This is a genomic window from Variovorax sp. GW458-11-26-14-LB1 (assembly GCF_059423965.1).
In genome coordinates, this window is sequence record NZ_JBWKYW010000084.1 from 1 (window position 1) to 15,016 (window position 15,016).

General features: G+C 68.2%; 16 protein-coding genes. 7 read left to right on the forward strand and 9 right to left on the reverse strand.

The genetic code is table 11. The features are described 5' to 3' along the window. Positions 1-108: 108 nt before the first annotated feature. From AC07YS_RS31055 to AC07YS_RS31070, 4 genes are all read right to left on the reverse strand, one after another. A complete protein-coding gene (locus AC07YS_RS31055) occupies positions 109-1,083 on the reverse strand; it encodes a tripartite tricarboxylate transporter substrate-binding protein (RefSeq protein WP_495270185.1) in 975 nt (324 codons plus the stop codon). Positions 1,084-1,122: 39 nt separating this feature from the next. Beyond that, on the reverse strand, positions 1,123-2,328 hold the full coding sequence (locus AC07YS_RS31060) for a M20 aminoacylase family protein (RefSeq protein WP_095747339.1): 1,206 nt from the start codon (positions 2,326-2,328) through the stop codon (positions 1,123-1,125). A 96-nt stretch (positions 2,329-2,424) separates the two neighbouring features. After that, positions 2,425-3,279: a pirin family protein gene (locus AC07YS_RS31065; protein ID WP_095747783.1), complete on the reverse strand. Its 855-nt coding sequence runs from the start codon at positions 3,277-3,279 to the stop codon at positions 2,425-2,427. Continuing rightward, a complete protein-coding gene (locus tag AC07YS_RS31070) occupies positions 3,276-3,860 on the reverse strand; it encodes an NADPH-dependent FMN reductase (RefSeq protein WP_495270186.1) in 585 nt (194 codons plus the stop codon). Before AC07YS_RS31070 ends, AC07YS_RS31065 begins: the two co-directional genes overlap by 4 nt. Before the next feature lie 138 nt (positions 3,861-3,998). On the opposite strand from AC07YS_RS31070, the gene AC07YS_RS31075 reads away from it, so the two are divergent. Then, positions 3,999-4,928: a LysR family transcriptional regulator gene (locus tag AC07YS_RS31075; protein ID WP_495270187.1), complete on the forward strand. Its 930-nt coding sequence runs from the start codon at positions 3,999-4,001 to the stop codon at positions 4,926-4,928. Positions 4,929-4,966: 38 nt separating this feature from the next. Continuing rightward, complete coding sequence (locus AC07YS_RS31080; RefSeq protein ID WP_495270188.1) at positions 4,967-5,443, forward strand: FKBP-type peptidyl-prolyl cis-trans isomerase; 477 nt, start codon at positions 4,967-4,969, stop codon at positions 5,441-5,443. Positions 5,444-5,510: 67 nt separating this feature from the next. Here AC07YS_RS31080 and AC07YS_RS31085 read toward each other — a convergent pair whose 3' ends face one another. Continuing rightward, entirely contained in the window at positions 5,511-7,082 is a 1,572-nt protein-coding gene (locus AC07YS_RS31085; protein WP_495270189.1) for a CYTH and CHAD domain-containing protein, read from the reverse strand. Positions 7,083-7,246: 164 nt separating this feature from the next. On the opposite strand from AC07YS_RS31085, the gene AC07YS_RS31090 reads away from it, so the two are divergent. Both AC07YS_RS31090 and AC07YS_RS31095 read left to right on the forward strand, forming a co-directional pair. Further along, positions 7,247-7,663, forward strand: coding sequence for a VOC family protein (locus AC07YS_RS31090; protein ID WP_095747343.1), 417 nt, complete (start codon positions 7,247-7,249; stop codon positions 7,661-7,663). A gap of 148 nt (positions 7,664-7,811) precedes the next feature. After that, positions 7,812-8,885, forward strand: a complete 1,074-nt coding sequence (locus tag AC07YS_RS31095; RefSeq protein ID WP_495270190.1) for a pirin family protein — start codon at positions 7,812-7,814, stop codon at positions 8,883-8,885. Positions 8,886-8,915: 30 nt separating this feature from the next. Here the strand turns inward: AC07YS_RS31095 and AC07YS_RS31100 are convergent, their stop codons facing one another. Continuing rightward, positions 8,916-9,206 carry a YciI family protein gene (locus AC07YS_RS31100; protein ID WP_062473524.1) on the reverse strand — a complete coding sequence of 97 codons (291 nt, stop codon included), beginning with the start codon at positions 9,204-9,206 and terminating at the stop codon, positions 8,916-8,918. A 208-nt stretch (positions 9,207-9,414) separates the two neighbouring features. Here AC07YS_RS31100 and AC07YS_RS31105 point away from each other — a divergent pair, with 208 nt between their 5' ends. From AC07YS_RS31105 to AC07YS_RS31115, 3 genes are all read left to right on the forward strand, one after another. Next, positions 9,415-9,723: a putative quinol monooxygenase gene (locus AC07YS_RS31105; protein WP_159279119.1), complete on the forward strand. Its 309-nt coding sequence runs from the start codon at positions 9,415-9,417 to the stop codon at positions 9,721-9,723. Between the two features lie 94 nt (positions 9,724-9,817). Next, on the forward strand, positions 9,818-10,408 hold the full coding sequence (locus AC07YS_RS31110) for a hypothetical protein (RefSeq protein WP_495270191.1): 591 nt from the start codon (positions 9,818-9,820) through the stop codon (positions 10,406-10,408). A 15-nt stretch (positions 10,409-10,423) separates the two neighbouring features. Next, complete coding sequence (locus AC07YS_RS31115; protein WP_495270192.1) at positions 10,424-11,020, forward strand: hypothetical protein; 597 nt, start codon at positions 10,424-10,426, stop codon at positions 11,018-11,020. Positions 11,021-11,038: 18 nt separating this feature from the next. On the opposite strand, the gene AC07YS_RS31120 is transcribed toward AC07YS_RS31115, so the two are convergent. From AC07YS_RS31120 to AC07YS_RS31130, 3 genes are all read right to left on the reverse strand, one after another. Next, on the reverse strand, positions 11,039-11,638 hold the full coding sequence (locus tag AC07YS_RS31120; protein WP_495270193.1) for a hypothetical protein: 600 nt from the start codon (positions 11,636-11,638) through the stop codon (positions 11,039-11,041). Positions 11,639-11,749: 111 nt separating this feature from the next. Continuing rightward, positions 11,750-12,751, reverse strand: coding sequence for a type I glyceraldehyde-3-phosphate dehydrogenase (gap, locus tag AC07YS_RS31125; protein WP_056575024.1), 1,002 nt, complete (start codon positions 12,749-12,751; stop codon positions 11,750-11,752). A gap of 132 nt (positions 12,752-12,883) precedes the next feature. Beyond that, the gene (locus AC07YS_RS31130) at positions 12,884-14,989 is read right to left on the reverse strand and encodes a transketolase family protein (RefSeq protein WP_495270194.1); all 2,106 of its coding nucleotides are present in this window, start codon (positions 14,987-14,989) and stop codon (positions 12,884-12,886) included. Positions 14,990-15,016: the final 27 nt, after the last annotated feature.

The following is a 15,016-nucleotide window of genomic DNA, read 5'->3' on the forward strand; positions in this document are numbered from 1 at the left end:
GGGTGCTTCCCGCAGCGAAATCAAGGAGGAGGGGCGAAGCCCCGGGGGACATTCGCGGAGGGAAGTACCCGGTGGCCCAGGCACGCGCCCCGGACAACAACAAGAAGGTCAGTCGACCTTCGCCCCCGAAGCCTTCACCACCGCCCCCATCGCATCCCAATCCGCACGCAGCAGCTTCTGGAAGGCTTCGGCACTCTGGCTGCGCGGCTCCACGCCCAGGCGCTTGAAGCGCTCCTGGATCGCCGGATCGGCCAGCACCTTGTTGGTCGCCGCGTTGATGCGCTCGACCTCGGCCTTCGGCGTGCCCGCCGGCGCCAGGAGGCCAATCCACGAATCGAAAGCGTAGCCCGGCAGGCCGCTCTCGCCCACCGTCGGCAGCTTCGGCAGGAAGGGGCTGCGCGCCTGGCCCGTGGAGGCCAGCAGCTTCACGCGCGCGTCGTCCTGGAAGCCCATCACGCCGATGCTCGACGAGATCACCGCCTGCACCCGGCCCGCGAGCACCTCGTTCACGGCCTCGCCGGTCGACTTGGTCGGGATGTGCGTCATCTGCAGGCCGGCCTTCGCGAGGAACGACGCCATCGCCAGGTGCGTAGCGCTGCCGTTGCCGGCCGAGGCGTAGTTGTACTTGCCGGGGTTGGCCTTGACCTCCTTGATGAAGTCGGCCGTGTTGGACACGTTCATGCCGCTGGCCACCGCCAGCACATAGCCCGCATTGCCCACGTTGGCCACGCCGACGAAGTCCTTCAGCGGGTCGTAGGGCAGCTTGCTGTACAGGAAGCCCGCGATGTTGTGGCTGGCCGCCGCCAGCACCAGCGTGTTGCCGTCGGCCGGCGCCTTGGCCGCCACCGCCGCGCCCACCGTGCCGCCCGCGCCCGCGCGGTTCTCGACGATGGCGCTGCCGCCGAGCGCAACGCCCAGCTCGTTGTTGAAGGCGCGTGCCACCGTGTCCTGCACGGCGCCCGTGCCGAAGGGCACGATGATGTGGATCACGCGCTGCTGCGCGTGTGCGGCACCAAGGCCGCCCAGGGCCACGGCGGCTGCAAGCGCAGCCAGCGAACGTCGGGTGAACAGGGGAAAAGTCATCGAGGTGGCCGCTTTCATCGTCAACAAAAAAGTTGTTTTTCAGGTGCCCGACGGCAGCCAGCGCTGCACCAGCTTCACGAAATAGCTGGCACCGATCGGGATGATCTCGTCGTTGAAGTCGAACGAGGTGTTGTGGATGATGCAAGGGCCGGGCCCGTGGCCGTCCAGCCGGTGGTCGCCGTCGCCATTGCCCAGGAACGCATAGCAACCGGGCCGCGCCAGCAGCATGTGCGCGAAGTCCTCGGCGCCCATCACGGCGGGGAAGTTGTCGGTGACCATGTCGTCGCCCACCACCTCGCGCATCACGCCAGCGGCAAAGCGCGCCTCGGCCGGATGGTTCACCGTCGGCGGCGAAGAACGGTTGAAGTACACCTCGGCCGTGCAGCCATGCGCCGCCGCCACGCCGGCCGCCACTTCGCGCAGCCGCGCCTCGAGCTTGTCGATGGCTTCGATGGAAAAGGTGCGGATCGTGCCGCCCACCGTCGCCACATCGGGAATCACGTTCGGTGCATCCGAGCCCTGCAGCTGCGTGACCGCCAACAGTGCGCGCTCGGTGCTGGGAATGGTGCGCGCCACGATGGTCTGCAGTTGCTGCGCCAGCGTGACCACCGCGGCCACCGGGTCGATGCCGGTGTGCGGCATCGAGGCGTGCGTGCCGCGCCCGCGCACGGTGATCTTGTAGGTGTTGCTCGACGCCATCAGCGCGCCTTCGTTGAGCGCGAAGCGGCCCACGTCGCCGACGGGAAAGTTGTGCAGCCCGAAGACCGCGTCGCACGGAAAGCGCTCGAACAGGCCCTCGTCGATCATCTTCTTGGCGCCCGCCTTGCCCATCTCCTCGGCGGGCTGGAAGATGAAATGCACAGTGCCGTCGAAATCATCGGGCCCTTGTTGCGACAGGTGCCAGGCGGCGGCCAGCAGCATCGTCGTGTGGCCGTCGTGGCCGCAGGCGTGCATGCGGCCGGGGTTCGTCGACTTGTGGGCGAACTCGTTGGCTTCGTGCAGCGGCAGCGCGTCCATGTCCGCGCGCAGGCCGATGGTGCGGCTGCCCGTGCCCTTGCGCAGCACGCCGACGAGGCCCGTGCCCGCGATGCCGCGGTGCACCTCGATGCCCCATTCGGTGAGCAGGCTCGCGACCTTCTCGGAGGTGCGATGCTCCTCGAAACCGAGTTCGGGGTGCGCGTGGATGTCGCGCCGGATGTCGATGAAACGGGTGGCGTGGGCGGCGAAGGCGTCGACGAGATTCATGGCGGGCGGCTGCGGGATCGTTCGCGAAAAACAGAAGCGAACGATTCTGGCGCAGCCGCTCGCGCGGCGCATGCTGGCTTACGCGCGGTTCGTCGCTCAGGCGAGCCGACCTTGTGCGCGCAGCGTGGCGCCGATGCGGCGGATCTCGGCCTCGCCCCGGTCGAGCGTCGCGCGGCTCGTGTGCACCGAGTAGTGGCCCATCACCAGCTCGTGCGGATGCGGCACCGCCGAGCCGAGCACGAAGGCCGTGTCGCCCTGCGCCACGACGTCGATGGCCGCGCCGGACTCCTCGAACACCGCGAGCTCGCCCGTGCCGATGGGGCCGCCGGTGCCGTCGCCCGCGTCGAGCCGGCCCGCATTCACCGCGACCCAGCCCACCGTGTGGCCGGCGGGCGGCGTGTAGCGCCAGCGTTCACCGTCCTTCAGCTGCACGGCCAGGTAGTTCATCGGCGAGGGCGCCGGAATGGGGCTCTGCGCCGCGCCGTAGCGCCCGAGCAGCACGCGCGCCGGGCCGTCCTGCGGCACCTGCGAGGGCGCGAGGTAGATGCTCTGCGCGGGCGCGTTCTCTTCGGCGGCCGGCAGCGCCACCCAGAGCTGGAAGCCCTGCACGCGCGTCACGCCCGGCGCCGGTGCGCCCGTGTGCCACACGCCATTGCCGGCGCGCATCCACTCGACGCCGCCGCCGCGCAGCACGCCCTGTTCGCCGGTCGTGTCCTCGTACAGCGTGTCGCCTTCGATCAGCCACGTCAGCGTGGCGATGCCCGAGTGCGGGTGCAGGCCGAAGCCCTTGTGGCCGCCGTCGACGTCGAAACCGAACAGGTCGAGGAACACGAAGGGCTTGAGGTATTCGCCCAGGTCGCCGGGGCTCATGAGCCGCGTGATCGGACCGTGCTTGGCGCCGCGCGTGCGGTAAACGATGGCGCGGGTGTCCGTTGCAACAGCGGTGGTCATGCGGCCTCCCTCGCGGTCTTCAGTGCGCGGGTCCACCACGCCAGGTCGTCGAGCAGGCCCGTGGCCGACTGCGCCAGGTGCGGGAAATCGTCGAAGGACTTGCCCTGCTGCCAGATGCCGAGGAACTCGACCATGCCGATGTGCACCGCGTGGCGCACGGGTGCCATCTGCATCTCGACCGCGACCAGCCGCAGCTGCTCCACCGCGCGCGCCGCGCCCACGCCGCCGTAGCCCACGAAGCCGATCGGCTTGCGGATGAACTCCTTGTAGGCCCAGTCGATCGCGTTCTTCAGCACCGCGCTCGGGCCGTGGTTGTACTCGGGCGTGACGATGATGAGCCCGTCGAAGGTCGCCAGCTTGGCCTGCCAGCGCTGCGCGGCCTCGTTCTTCACCGGGCCCCAGGCGGGCGCGCCGGCTTCATTGAAAAAGGGCAGCGGGTGGTCGCGCAGGTCAACCAGCTCGAAGGCCAGGTCGGTGCGCTGCTTCGCGATCTCGTGGATCCAGTGCGCGGGCTTTTCGCCGAAGCGGCCTTCGCGGGTCGAGCCGATGACGATGCCGATGCGGGGTTGTTGTGCGCTCATGGGGTGCGTGCTCCTGAATGAAATGGGGGTGGTCGAAGGCCGCAAGGCCATGGACCCAAGGTTAGGCACGCACGCATTGATCGACTAGACGGTAGAGTCGGATTGCACTCGTCCACGAACAGAAGGAATAGACTCGCCATGCTCGACCTCAACGACATCGCCGTCTTCGTGCAGGTGGTGCGCCACGGCAGCTTTGCCGAGGCCGGCCGCCGGCTGGGCCTGCCGCCCAACACCGTGAGCCGGCGCATCCAGCAGCTGGAGGCGCAGCTCGGCACCCGGCTGCTGCAGCGATCGACCCGCAAGCTCACGCTCACCGGCGCCGGGGAGGCATTTCACGAACAGTGCGCCGAGGCGGTCGACGGGCTGGTCGAGGCCGGGCAGGCGCTCATCACCGGCAGCCAGGAACCCAGCGGCCGCGTGCGCGTGGCGGCCACGGCCGATTTCTTCGACTTCTTCCCCATGGCCTGGGTGGCCGACTTCCTGGCGGCGTACCCGCTGGTGCGCGTTGAGTTCGTGCTCAGCGACGCCAAGGCCGACCTGATCGCCGAGCAGATCGACATCGCCTTCCGCGGCGGCGCGCTGGCCGACTCGGGCTACGTCGCCCGCCAGCTGCTCGGCCCGCGCACCGACGGCCTCGTCGCCAGCCCCGCCTACCTGGCCGCGCGCGGCACCCCCGCCACGCTGGGCGAACTGGCCGACCACGACTGCGTGACCCCCGCCCACCCGAGCGGCCGCACCACTTGGCGCCTGACCGGGCCCGGCGGGAAGGAAGAAGAAGTGCAGGTCGGCGGCCGCTTCAGCGGCAACACCGCGCAGGCGTTGCGCAAGGCCGCCATCGCCGGCCTGGGCATCGCGCTGCTGCCGCCGGCCATGGGGCGGCTCGACGTGGAGGCGGGGCGGCTGGTGCCGGTGCTGCCGCAGTACCAGCGCACCGGGCACGGGCTGAGCGTGGTCTACCCGAGCCGCAAGCACCTGCCGCGAGCGGTGTCGGCGTTCATCGGGATGGTGACGCAGAAGCTGCGGGAGGAGGAGGCGTTGCCGGATGTGTGGCGGGCGCGGATGACCTGACTTCGGACGCGGATCGATTTCCACAGAAAATGCCCGCCATGAAAATCGAAAAAGACACCGTCGTCACCCTCAAGTACAAAGTCGCCGACGCCCAGGGCAAGCTCATCGAAGCCAGCCCCGAGCCGATGGCCTACCTGCATGGCGGTTACGAGAACACCCTGCCCAAGATCGAGCAGGCGCTCGACGGCCAGGAAAAGGGCTACCAGACCACGCTGAACCTCGCCCCCGAAGACGCCTTCGGCCCGCGCGACGAGGCGCTGGTGCGCACCATCCCCAAGACCGAGTTCCCGCCCGGCGTGAAGGTCGGCGGCCAGCTGCAGGGCCGGCTCGACGACGGCACCGAGCACGTGTTCACCGTGACCAAGATCAAGGGCCCGGTCGTGCTGCTCGACGGCAACCACCCGTGGGCCGGCAAGGCGCTGAAGTTCAGCCTGCAGGTGACGGACGTGCGCGCGGCGCTGCCGGTGGAGATCGAGCACCGGCATGTGCATGGGGCGCACGGGCACCATCACTGATGCATCGAGCCGGTGACGAACGCCGAGGGCCGCGTGGCCCGGCGTTCGCTTCGCCAGTTGTTTCTTCTTAGTTCTTCTTCCAGAACCTCGGCGCCTCGCCGATCGTCTCCAGCGCCTGGCGACACGCCGTCGCCCCCGCCGCGCGGCGCGCGCTGAACCAGCCGACCGCGAACCACGCACGCGGGTCGCGCACCGCGACCTCGCGGTACAGCGCGAGCGCCACGGCTTCGTCGTTGAATTCGCCCAGCGCGTCCTGCGCGGGGCGCAGTGCTTTCAGGTAGCGCTCGGCCGCGTCCTTCTTCTTTTTGCCGCCTTCCGCCTCGGCGAACAGCGGCGCCGCGAACTCCGCCAGGTAGCGCAGGCGCTTGAGCCGCTTGCGCGCGCGGTGCTGGTGTTCGGTGGCGAGCGATTCGAAACGCCGGCCGTCGCGCACCGCCTGTTTGTGCAAGCGCTGGAGCCGCTCGCGCAGCAACTGAAGGGCCGCGTCGGCAGCGAGCGGCGTCGGGCCCGTCGACTCGGGTGCGGCGGCGGTGAAACCGATCAGCGACACCAGCACGTCCTGGAACGCGGCGGCGCGCACGATGTCGCCGGGTGTCAGCGCCGGCGCGGCAGCAGCCGCATCGCCCGCCAGCGGATCAACCTCGGGCGCCCCCGCTTCACGCAGCCGCGGCTGCGCGAGCTTCACCACCTGTTCGCGGTCGCGCAGTTCGCCGAGCGCGCGGAAGGCGTCGACCAACGGCGGCTCCCACGCGGCGGCGTCGAAGCGGCTCGTGTCGGCGTCGAGCCCCGCCAGTTCGCGCAGCGCGGTGCGCAGGCGGCGGATGCCGATGCGCAGTTGGTGGATCTGTTCTTCGTCGGTGCTGCCCGCGGCGATCTCGCTGGCGTTGGGCAGCATCTGGTCCAGGCACGACGCGACCACGGCCTGCTGGAGGGTGCGGCCGTCGAGGCCGTGGGCCGGGAAGCGCGGCGCTTCGGCCTTGATAGCGGGCACGGTCTCTTGCTCGGCCAGCAGGCGCATGCCGCGCTCGGCCTTCGAGACGGTGCTGAACCACAGGCCGTGCTGCTGCGACCAGCGCCGTGCGAGCGCCACGAGCCCCTGCACGTCGCCGCTCTTGAGTTCGAGCTCCAGCTCGCACACGGGCGAGGCGCGCTGCGCGGGCGTGCCCGCGTGCGCGACGACCTTGCCGACGTCCAGCGCCATCTCCACCACGGCGCCGGCCTGGCCGCTCACGCGCAGGTCGCGCGTGAGCCGCACGATGTCGGTCGACTGGCGCTCAACCAACGGCACCGCGCTGCCATCGGCCGCTTGCAGCAGGCGGGCCAGCCGCTCGCCGACGGGCGTGCCGGCGTGGCGCGCGGGGTCGATGGCGGGCGCGGCGGCGCCGGTGCCCAGGTCGACGTTGTGCTCGAGCCGGTGCAGCGCGTTGTCGCCGGCGGCCTTGACCGTCTGCACCCAGCGCCGGCCCTCCTTGCGCAGCCGCAGCACCATGCCGTCGGCGACAAGACGCTGGTCGGCGGTGTCGAAATAGCGGGCCTGGAGGCGCGTGCGCACGACGGCGCCGCGCCGCAAGGCGGCCTCGACGGCCTTCAGGCGGCCGGCGGGAATACAGAACTTGAACTCGATTTCCATGGTGTTCATGATGCCCGCTCTTTTTTCCCCTCAACGAGGTGGTGCCGGCCGATTTCCGGTGCGCCGAAAAATCATGTGGACACCGTCCATTTTCTTTGATATCTTTTGTGGACGGCGTACACAAGACATCGACAAACATCCCATTCACCCTTCATCAGCACAGGAAAGACACCATGGCCACCAAGCAGATCTTCGTGAACCTCCCCGTCCGGAACCTCGACAAGAGCAAGGCTTTCTTCGGCGCGCTGGGCTACACCTTCAACCCGCAGTTCACCGACGCCAACGCCGCCTGCATGGTCATCCACGAAGGCAGCATCCACGCGATGCTGCTGATGGAGGACTACTTCAAGACCTTCACGAACCAGGGCATCGCGGACGCCCGCAAGGAGAACGAAGTGCTGGTGTGCCTGTCGTGCGAGAGCCGGGCCGAGGTCGACGACCTGGTCGCCAAGGCGGTGGCCGCCGGCGGCACGACGCCACGCGAGCCGAAGGACTACGGCTTCATGTACGGCCACGGCTTCCAGGACCTGGACGGCCACATCTGGGAACTGGTCTACATGGACCCGAACGCCGAGATGCCCTCGCAGTGACCGCGGGGGCCGGACGATGCCCATCGTTCCATATGCGCTCTTGATCGTTGCGCGGAAGGCACCTACCGAAAGGCGGCGGCGCCCCGATATTCCTGGTTCCGGCGCGGCCCGCATGGCGGCCGTGCCTGCCTCACCAAGGAATACCGACATGTCCGACAGCAACGACAACCACAGCGCGTCTCCCATCGTCCAGGTCCAGCCGCTCGGCTTCCCGTGGCAGACGCTCGACCCCTTCCTGTTCTGCGTTTATCACGACGACGCGTACCCGAAGGGCAACGGCCGCATGGGCCCCGAGGCCTCGCTGGCCGGCCGCCAGATCGGCCAGGACTTCAGCCGCAAGGACGGCTGGAGCATGTACCACGGCGAGACGGTGCCGGGCTTTCCCTCGCACCCGCACCGCGGCTTCGAGACGGTGACCATCGTGCGCAAGGGCCTGGTCGACCATTCCGACTCGCTGGGCGCCACGGCGCGCTTCGGCGGCGGCGACGTGCAGTGGCTCACGGCCGGCAAGGGCATCGTGCATTCGGAGATGTTCCCGCTGCTGGACGCCGGCTCGCCCAATCCGCTGGAGCTGTTCCAGATCTGGCTCAACCTGCCGGCCAGGAACAAGATGGCCGAGCCGCACTTCACGATGTTCTGGTCGGAGGCGATTCCGCGCTTCGCCTCGGACGACGCGCAGGGCGGTCGCACCGAGGTGGCGGTGATCGCCGGGCGCTTCGGCGGCGATGACGCGCAGGCCCAGGCGGCCATCGACCCGCTCGCGCCGCCGCCCGATTCGTGGGCCGCGCAGGCGGGCGCCGACCTGGCGATCTGGACGCTGCGCATGACGCCCGGTGCGCGCTGGACGCTGCCGCCCGCCACCGGCGAGGGCACGCGGCGCATGCTGTATTTCTTCAAGGGCTTCACGGCGCAGGTGGCGGGCCGGCGCATCGACGGGCCGGCGGCCATCGAGCTGCGCGCCGACGCAGCGGTGGAGCTGTGCAACGGCCCCGAGGGCGACGGCGAGTTCCTGCTGCTGCAGGGCCGCCCGATCGGCGAGCCGGTGGCGCAGTACGGCCCGTTCGTGATGAACACGCAGGCCGAGATCGCCCAGACGATGGCCGACTACCGTCGCACGCAGTTCGGTGGCTGGCCCTGGGCCGACCCGGCGCCGGTGCATGGCGCCGAGGCTGCGCGCTTTGCGCGGCACCCGGACGGGCGCGAGGAAGTGCCGGGAGCCTGATCTACATCGGCTTCCGGGGCTGCGCGGTTCTCAGTAGCCGCGCAGCACCTCGACGCTCAGCGCGGTCATGCTCGGGATGAACTCGATCACGTCGGTGCGGGCGACGCCGCCCTGCACGAAGGGGTCGCGCGCCAGCACCGCCTCGAGCCCCTCGCGGTCGCCCGAGCGCGCGAGGATCACGCCGCCCTTGCGCGGCACCTGGCGCCCCGAGGCCACGAACAGGCCGCTGGCGTAGTGCTTCTTGAGCCAGGTGACATGCGCATCCATCAGAGCGTCGAGTTCCTCGAGCGGGCGGATGTAGGTCAGGGTGACGATGAACATGGCAAAGGCAGGTCGATACGGAAGATGACCCGATCCTATGACCTCGGCACGACCGTGGCGGGGCGAGAGTGTGTCTCGCGGGTAACTGTCGCATGCGGCATGTGCATGCCGGCCTTGTCGCCCACCGGACCTGCGCACCGGCGTGCGATCTCGTAGATTCGGTCGTTGCATTCCTCAGTTCATGTCACTTCACCGGAGACCCTGTTCCATGATCCAAGTCGTTGCCGTCATCACTGCCAAGCCCGGCCAGCGCGCCCGTCTGCTCGAAGCCTTCAAGGCCAACCGCGCCGCCGTGCTCGCCGAAGAGGGCTGCATCGAGTACGGGGCCACGATCGACGCGCAGGGCATTCCGCCGTCGAAGGCCAGCTTCGGGCCCGACACCTTCGTGGTCATCGAGAAGTGGGCCTCGCTCCCGGCCCTGCAGGCCCACGGGGTCGCGCCGCACATGGCGGCCTTCAGCGCCCAGACCAGGGAGTTCACCGAAAGCAAGCGCATCCACGTGCTCGAGCCGATCTGAGCCGGCCGCGCCGCCGCTGTCTTCGCGCGCGGCGCGATGCCTGCTACCCTCGCGCCGGGGAGAAGAAGACATCTCGGACGAGGGGGTTCAAGACATGGCGATCGTCTTCAGACCGCAGGGTCTGCGCTGGCGCACTGGCGCGCTCCTGCTGGCTGCACTGGCCACGGGCTGCGCACAGCTCGGCGCACCGCCCTATGCCGCCGACTACGAGGCGCTCGACCGGCTCGAGGCGCACAACCCCGGCAAGGTCGCGGTGGCCAAGGTGCAGCCGACCGACCCCAACGACAGGATCAACACGCTGGGCCTGCGCCGCGCCAGGCTGGTGTCGCCCAGCGGCACCTTCGCCCAGTACCTCGAAGACGCGCTGATGCGTGACCTGGGCGAGATCTCGGTCTACGACCCCAAGGCGCCGACCCGCATCGCGGCGCGCATCCTCGTCAACGAACTCGACCTGGGCGTGGTCAACGGCTCGGGCCGCATGGACGTCGAAGTCACCGTCACGCGCAACGCCGCGCAGACGCTGCGCAAGACCTACCGCGGCGAGATCGCCTTCGATTCGAGCTACGCCAACATCGTGGCCGTGCCCGCCGGGCAGGCCGCGTACCCGCGCTTGGTGCGGGCGCTGCTGCGGCAGGTGTATGCCGATCCGCAATTCGTTGCGGCCATCGCGCCGTCTGCGCAGTAAGGCCGGGGACACACCATGCTGTTTCTTTCTTTCCTGACGCCCCGGCTGGCCGCAGCACTGGCAACCGCCATGCTGCTGGCGGGTTGCTCCCACCCGATCACGATGATCACCGAGACCGCACCGCCCCGGTCGCCCGCCCACCTCATTCCCAAGAAGGTGGCCTACGTGATGACCGACGCGCAGCGCGACCTGCAGGTGACCACCGCCGGTGGCAGCGGCGACCGCGTGAGCTACTACCCGTACCGTGACCTGGAAAAGTCGATCCGCGATGCGCTGCGCGGGGTCTACCGCAACGTGGTCGTGCTGCGCACCGCCGGCGACGCCAAGGCCAACGAGGCAGCGGGCGTGTCGCTGGTGTTCACGCCGCAGATCAAGACCGATTCGAGTTCGTCCTCATGGATCACCTGGCCGCCCACCGCGTTCACGGCCGAGGTGGCCTGCGTGGTGACCGACACCGCGGGCGCCGAAGTCACGCGCGTTCGCGCGGTCGGCAACGGCACGGCGGAGTTCGGCGAGTTCAACGGCGACTACGGCCTGGCCGCACGGCGCGCGGCCACGCGGATGACGGCGCAGCTCAGCAGCGAGATACGGCGCAACGAGAAGCTGCGTTGAGGCTTTCACAGACGGACGTCAGTCCAGACGCTGGTTGATCACCCGCGCGACGAAGTTTTCCAGCGAGACCCGGATTGCCTTTTCAGTGGCTTTCCCAAGGGCCTCTGCACCCACGGAGCATTGGCCATCGAGCGACTCCTGGCCAAAACCGCGCACCGTGGTCGTCGCGAGTTCCCGTCCATCGGCGGAAACTGCTGTGGTCTTGATGGAGATCTCGACGCTCGCATCCGCGGTGGGAACGAAAAAGCCCGGCTGGAACCGCAAGCGCGGATTGAAGTCATCGAGGGCAAAGGTGTAGAGCACGCCATCGCGGCCCGCTTCCGAAGCTGTCGAAATCGGCACCACCGATGAGTGCGCCCCCGAGACCGTACGCACGATGGACGTCTTGATGGCTGGGCCCAGTGCCACCGGGAAGTTGTGCGGACCGCAGATGTGGCCCGGCTTGACGGTTTTCTCGAGCGTCGCCAGATCACTCGACACAGCGACATACGCCTTGCTCGACTGGACCCGGTCACGGCGGACCTCGTAAGCTGCCGACGTGCTCCCGACTTCCGCCCGGTGAGCGCAGCCCACGATCAACAGGGCACCCGCGCAGATACCAGCCAGTCTTGCAATCACGTGCTTCTCCTCGTAATGAATTGTTATTTGATTCTAGGAGGCACAGCAGTGCACCTCGCGCAGCCAATAAAAAACGCGCCCTCGGGCGCGTTTCTTTTGGCGTCTGGCGTCTTACTTCGACACGACCTTCACCATCTCCAGGCACTTGTTCGAGTAGCCCCATTCGTTGTCGTACCAGCTCACGAGCTTCACGAAGGTGCCGTCCAGCGCGATGCCGGCTTCGGCGTCGAAGATCGAGGTGCGCGGGTCGCCGCGGAAGTCGGTGGCCACCACCTTGTCTTCGGTGTAGCCCAGCACGCCCTTCAGTGCGCCTTCGCTCTGTGCCTTCATTTCAGCGCAGATCTCGGCGTAGGTGGCGTCCTTGACGAGTTCGACGGTCAGGTCGACCACCGACACGTCGGAGGTCGGCACGCGGAAGCTCATGCCGGTGAGCTTCTTGTTGAGCTCAGGAATCACCACGCCCACGGCCTTGGCCGCACCCGTCGACGACGGAATGATGTTTTCCAGGATGCCGCGACCGCCGCGCCAGTCCTTGTTGCTCGGGCCGTCGACGGTCTTCTGCGTGGCGGTGGCCGCGTGCACGGTGGTCATCAGGCCGCGCTTGATGCCCCACTTGTCGTTCAGCACCTTGGCCAGCGGGGCCAGGCAGTTGGTGGTGCAGCTGGCGTTGCTGATGATGGCTTCGCCGGCGTACTTCTTGTCGTTCACGCCATAGACGAACATGGGGGTGTCGTCCTTCGAGGGGGCCGACAGGATCACCTTCTTGGCGCCTGCGTCGATGTGCTTCTGCGCGGTTTCCTTGGTGAGGAAGAGGCCGGTCGATTCGAGCACGATGTCGGCGCCGACTTCGTTCCACTTGAGCTGCGACGGGTCGCGCTCTTGCGTGAGGCGGATCTTCTTGCCGTTGACGATCAGCGTGTTGCCTTCGACCGTGACTTCACCCTTGAAGCGGCCATGCACCGAGTCGTACTGGAGCATATAAGCCAGGTATTCCGGCTCGAGCAAGTCGTTGATGGCAACGATTTCGATGTCGTTCTTGAAGTTCTGCACGGCTGCGCGCAGCACGTTGCGACCGATGCGGCCGAAGCCGTTGATACCGAGTTTGATAGCCATCTGACTTGCTCCTAAGGTTGAAAAACTAAGAATTCGAGAACACAGCGGAACCGGCTTTGCCGGGCCGCTGGTGTTGCCCCCTGCAAGGGGGTTGGCGCAGCGACACGAAGTGCGCGAAGACTGGGGGTTAGCCTATTTCCGCAGGGCCGCTTCCACGGTGGCGGCCACGTTCTCCGCCGTGAAACCGAAGTGCTTGAAGAGCACAGGCGCGGGGGCCGACTCGCCGTAGCTGTCGATGCCGACCACGGCCGCGCAGCCGTACTTCCACCAGCCGTCGGTGCAGCCCATTTCGACCGCGACGCGCGGGATCTTCTTGGGCAGCACGGCCTTCTTGTAGGCCAGGTCCTGGCGGTCGAAGGTGGTGGTCGAGGGCATCGACACCACGCGCACGGCGATCTTCTTGTCGGCCAGCAGCTTCTGGGCGGCCAGCGCGAGCTGCACTTCGGAGCCAGTGGCGATGATGACTGCTGCCGTCTTCTTGTTCTTGAGGCCGACGTTCTCGGGCTCGGACAGCACGTAGGCGCCGCGGCTGATGTCGCCCAGGTCGCTCTTGGCGGCGTAGGCGATGTTCTGGCGGCTCAGCAGCAGCGCGGTCGGGCGCGACTGGTTCTGCAGCGCCACGGCCCAGGCCACGGCGGTTTCGGCCGTGTCGCCCGGACGCCAGACGTCCAGGTTGGGAATGAGGCGCAGCGAGGCGGCGTGCTCGATCGACTGGTGCGTCGGGCCGTCTTCACCCAGGCCGATGGAGTCGTGCGTGAACACGTGCACCACGCGGCGCTTCATGAGCGCGGCCATGCGGATGGCGTTGCGGCTGTAGTCGCTGAAGGTGAGGAAGGTGCCGCCGTAGGGGATGTAGCCGCCGTGCAGCGCCACGCCGTTCATGATGGCGGCCATGCCGAACTCGCGCACGCCGTAGTTGATGTGGCGGCCGATCTCGCCGTGCGGCGGCTCGACGGCATCGCCCTGTGCGGCTTCGTCTTCGCCGCCCTGGGGCACCACCGGTGCGGGGGGCGCGTTCAGCACGACGGCGCCGGTCTTGGCGTCGAAGCGCAGCGCGGCGGTGCTCTTGGTGTTGGTGAGGTTGGAGCCCGTGAGGTCGGCGCTGCCGCCGAGCATTTCGGGCAGCGCGGCCGTGAAGGCTTCCAGCGCGAGCTGGCTGGCCTTGCGGCTGGCCACGGTTTCGCCCTTGGTGTGGGCGGCGACCACGGTGTCGAACGCGACCTGGTGGAAGTTCTTGGGCAGCTCGCCCTTCATGCGGCGCGTGAACTCGGCGGCGAGTTCAGGGTACGCGGCCGTGTAGGCGGCGAAGGTGTCGTTCCAGGCGGCTTCGGTCTTGGCGCCTTCGGCCTTGTGGTCCCAGTCGGCATACACCTCGGCCGGGATTTCGAAGGCGGGGTAGGGCCAGCCGATGGCTTCGCGCGTGAGCTTGATTTCTTCGGCGCCCAGCGCCTCGCCGTGCGCCTTGGCGGTGCCGGCGCGGTTCGGGCTGCCCTTGCCGATGGTGGTCTTGCAGACGATCAGCGTGGGCTTGGTGGCTTCCTTCTTGGCCTTGGCGATGGCCTTGGCCACTTCCTTGGCGTCGTTGCCGTCGATCGGGCCGACGACGTTCCAGCCGTAGCCCTTGAAGCGTTCCTCGGTGTTGTCGATGAACCAGGGCTTGACCTGGCCGTCGATGCTGATGCCGTTGTCGTCGTACAGGGCGATCAGCTTGTTCAGGTGCCAGGCACCGGCCAGGGCGCAGGCTTCGTGGCTGATGCCTTCCATCATGCAACCGTCGCCCAGGAAGGCGTAGGTGTGGTGGTCGACGATGGCCAGGTCCTTGCGGTTGAACTCGGCGGCCAGCAGCTTCTCGGCCAGCGCGAAGCCCACGGCATTGGTGATGCCCTGGCCCAGCGGGCCGGTGGTGGTCTCGACGCCGGGGGTGACGTCGACTTCGGGGTGGCCGGCGGTCTTGCTGTGCAGCTGGCGGAAGTTCTTGATCTCGGCCAGGGGCAGGTCGTAGCCCGTGAGGTGCAGCACCGCGTAGATCAGCATCGAGGCGTGGCCGTTGGACAGCACGAAGCGGTCGCGGTCGAACCAGTGTGGGTTGGCGGGGTTGTAGCGCAGGTGCTCGCCCCACAGGGCGACGGCCATGTCGGCCATGCCCATCGGTGCGCCCGGATGTCCGGAATTGGCTTGTTGAACGGCATCCATTGCCAGCGCGCGGATCGCGTTGGCCATCAGGGCTTGGTTTGCCATGGGCAGTGGGCTTTCGGGGGAAAAGGG

Excerpts from the sequence above, each read along its gene's own strand:
- AC07YS_RS31115 (WP_495270192.1), top strand. The coding sequence starts at position 10,424 with ATGCTGTTTCTTTCTTTCCTGACGCCCCGGCTGGCCGCAGCACTGGCA.
- AC07YS_RS31130 (WP_495270194.1), bottom strand. The coding sequence starts at position 14,989 with ATGGCAAACCAAGCCCTGATGGCCAACGCGATCCGCGCGCTGGCAATG.
- AC07YS_RS31055 (WP_495270185.1), bottom strand. The coding sequence starts at position 1,083 with ATGACTTTTCCCCTGTTCACCCGACGTTCGCTGGCTGCGCTTGCAGCC.
- AC07YS_RS31105 (WP_159279119.1), top strand. The coding sequence starts at position 9,415 with ATGATCCAAGTCGTTGCCGTCATCACTGCCAAGCCCGGCCAGCGCGCC.
- AC07YS_RS31080 (WP_495270188.1), top strand. The coding sequence starts at position 4,967 with ATGAAAATCGAAAAAGACACCGTCGTCACCCTCAAGTACAAAGTCGCC.
- AC07YS_RS31095 (WP_495270190.1), top strand. The coding sequence starts at position 7,812 with ATGTCCGACAGCAACGACAACCACAGCGCGTCTCCCATCGTCCAGGTC.
- AC07YS_RS31075 (WP_495270187.1), top strand. The coding sequence starts at position 3,999 with ATGCTCGACCTCAACGACATCGCCGTCTTCGTGCAGGTGGTGCGCCAC.
- AC07YS_RS31100 (WP_062473524.1), bottom strand. The coding sequence starts at position 9,206 with ATGTTCATCGTCACCCTGACCTACATCCGCCCGCTCGAGGAACTCGAC.
- AC07YS_RS31110 (WP_495270191.1), top strand. The coding sequence starts at position 9,818 with ATGGCGATCGTCTTCAGACCGCAGGGTCTGCGCTGGCGCACTGGCGCG.
- AC07YS_RS31070 (WP_495270186.1), bottom strand. The coding sequence starts at position 3,860 with ATGAGCGCACAACAACCCCGCATCGGCATCGTCATCGGCTCGACCCGC.
- AC07YS_RS31060 (WP_095747339.1), bottom strand. The coding sequence starts at position 2,328 with ATGAATCTCGTCGACGCCTTCGCCGCCCACGCCACCCGTTTCATCGAC.
- AC07YS_RS31090 (WP_095747343.1), top strand. The coding sequence starts at position 7,247 with ATGGCCACCAAGCAGATCTTCGTGAACCTCCCCGTCCGGAACCTCGAC.
- AC07YS_RS31065 (WP_095747783.1), bottom strand. The coding sequence starts at position 3,279 with ATGACCACCGCTGTTGCAACGGACACCCGCGCCATCGTTTACCGCACG.
- AC07YS_RS31085 (WP_495270189.1), bottom strand. The coding sequence starts at position 7,082 with ATGAACACCATGGAAATCGAGTTCAAGTTCTGTATTCCCGCCGGCCGC.
- gap (WP_056575024.1), bottom strand. The coding sequence starts at position 12,751 with ATGGCTATCAAACTCGGTATCAACGGCTTCGGCCGCATCGGTCGCAAC.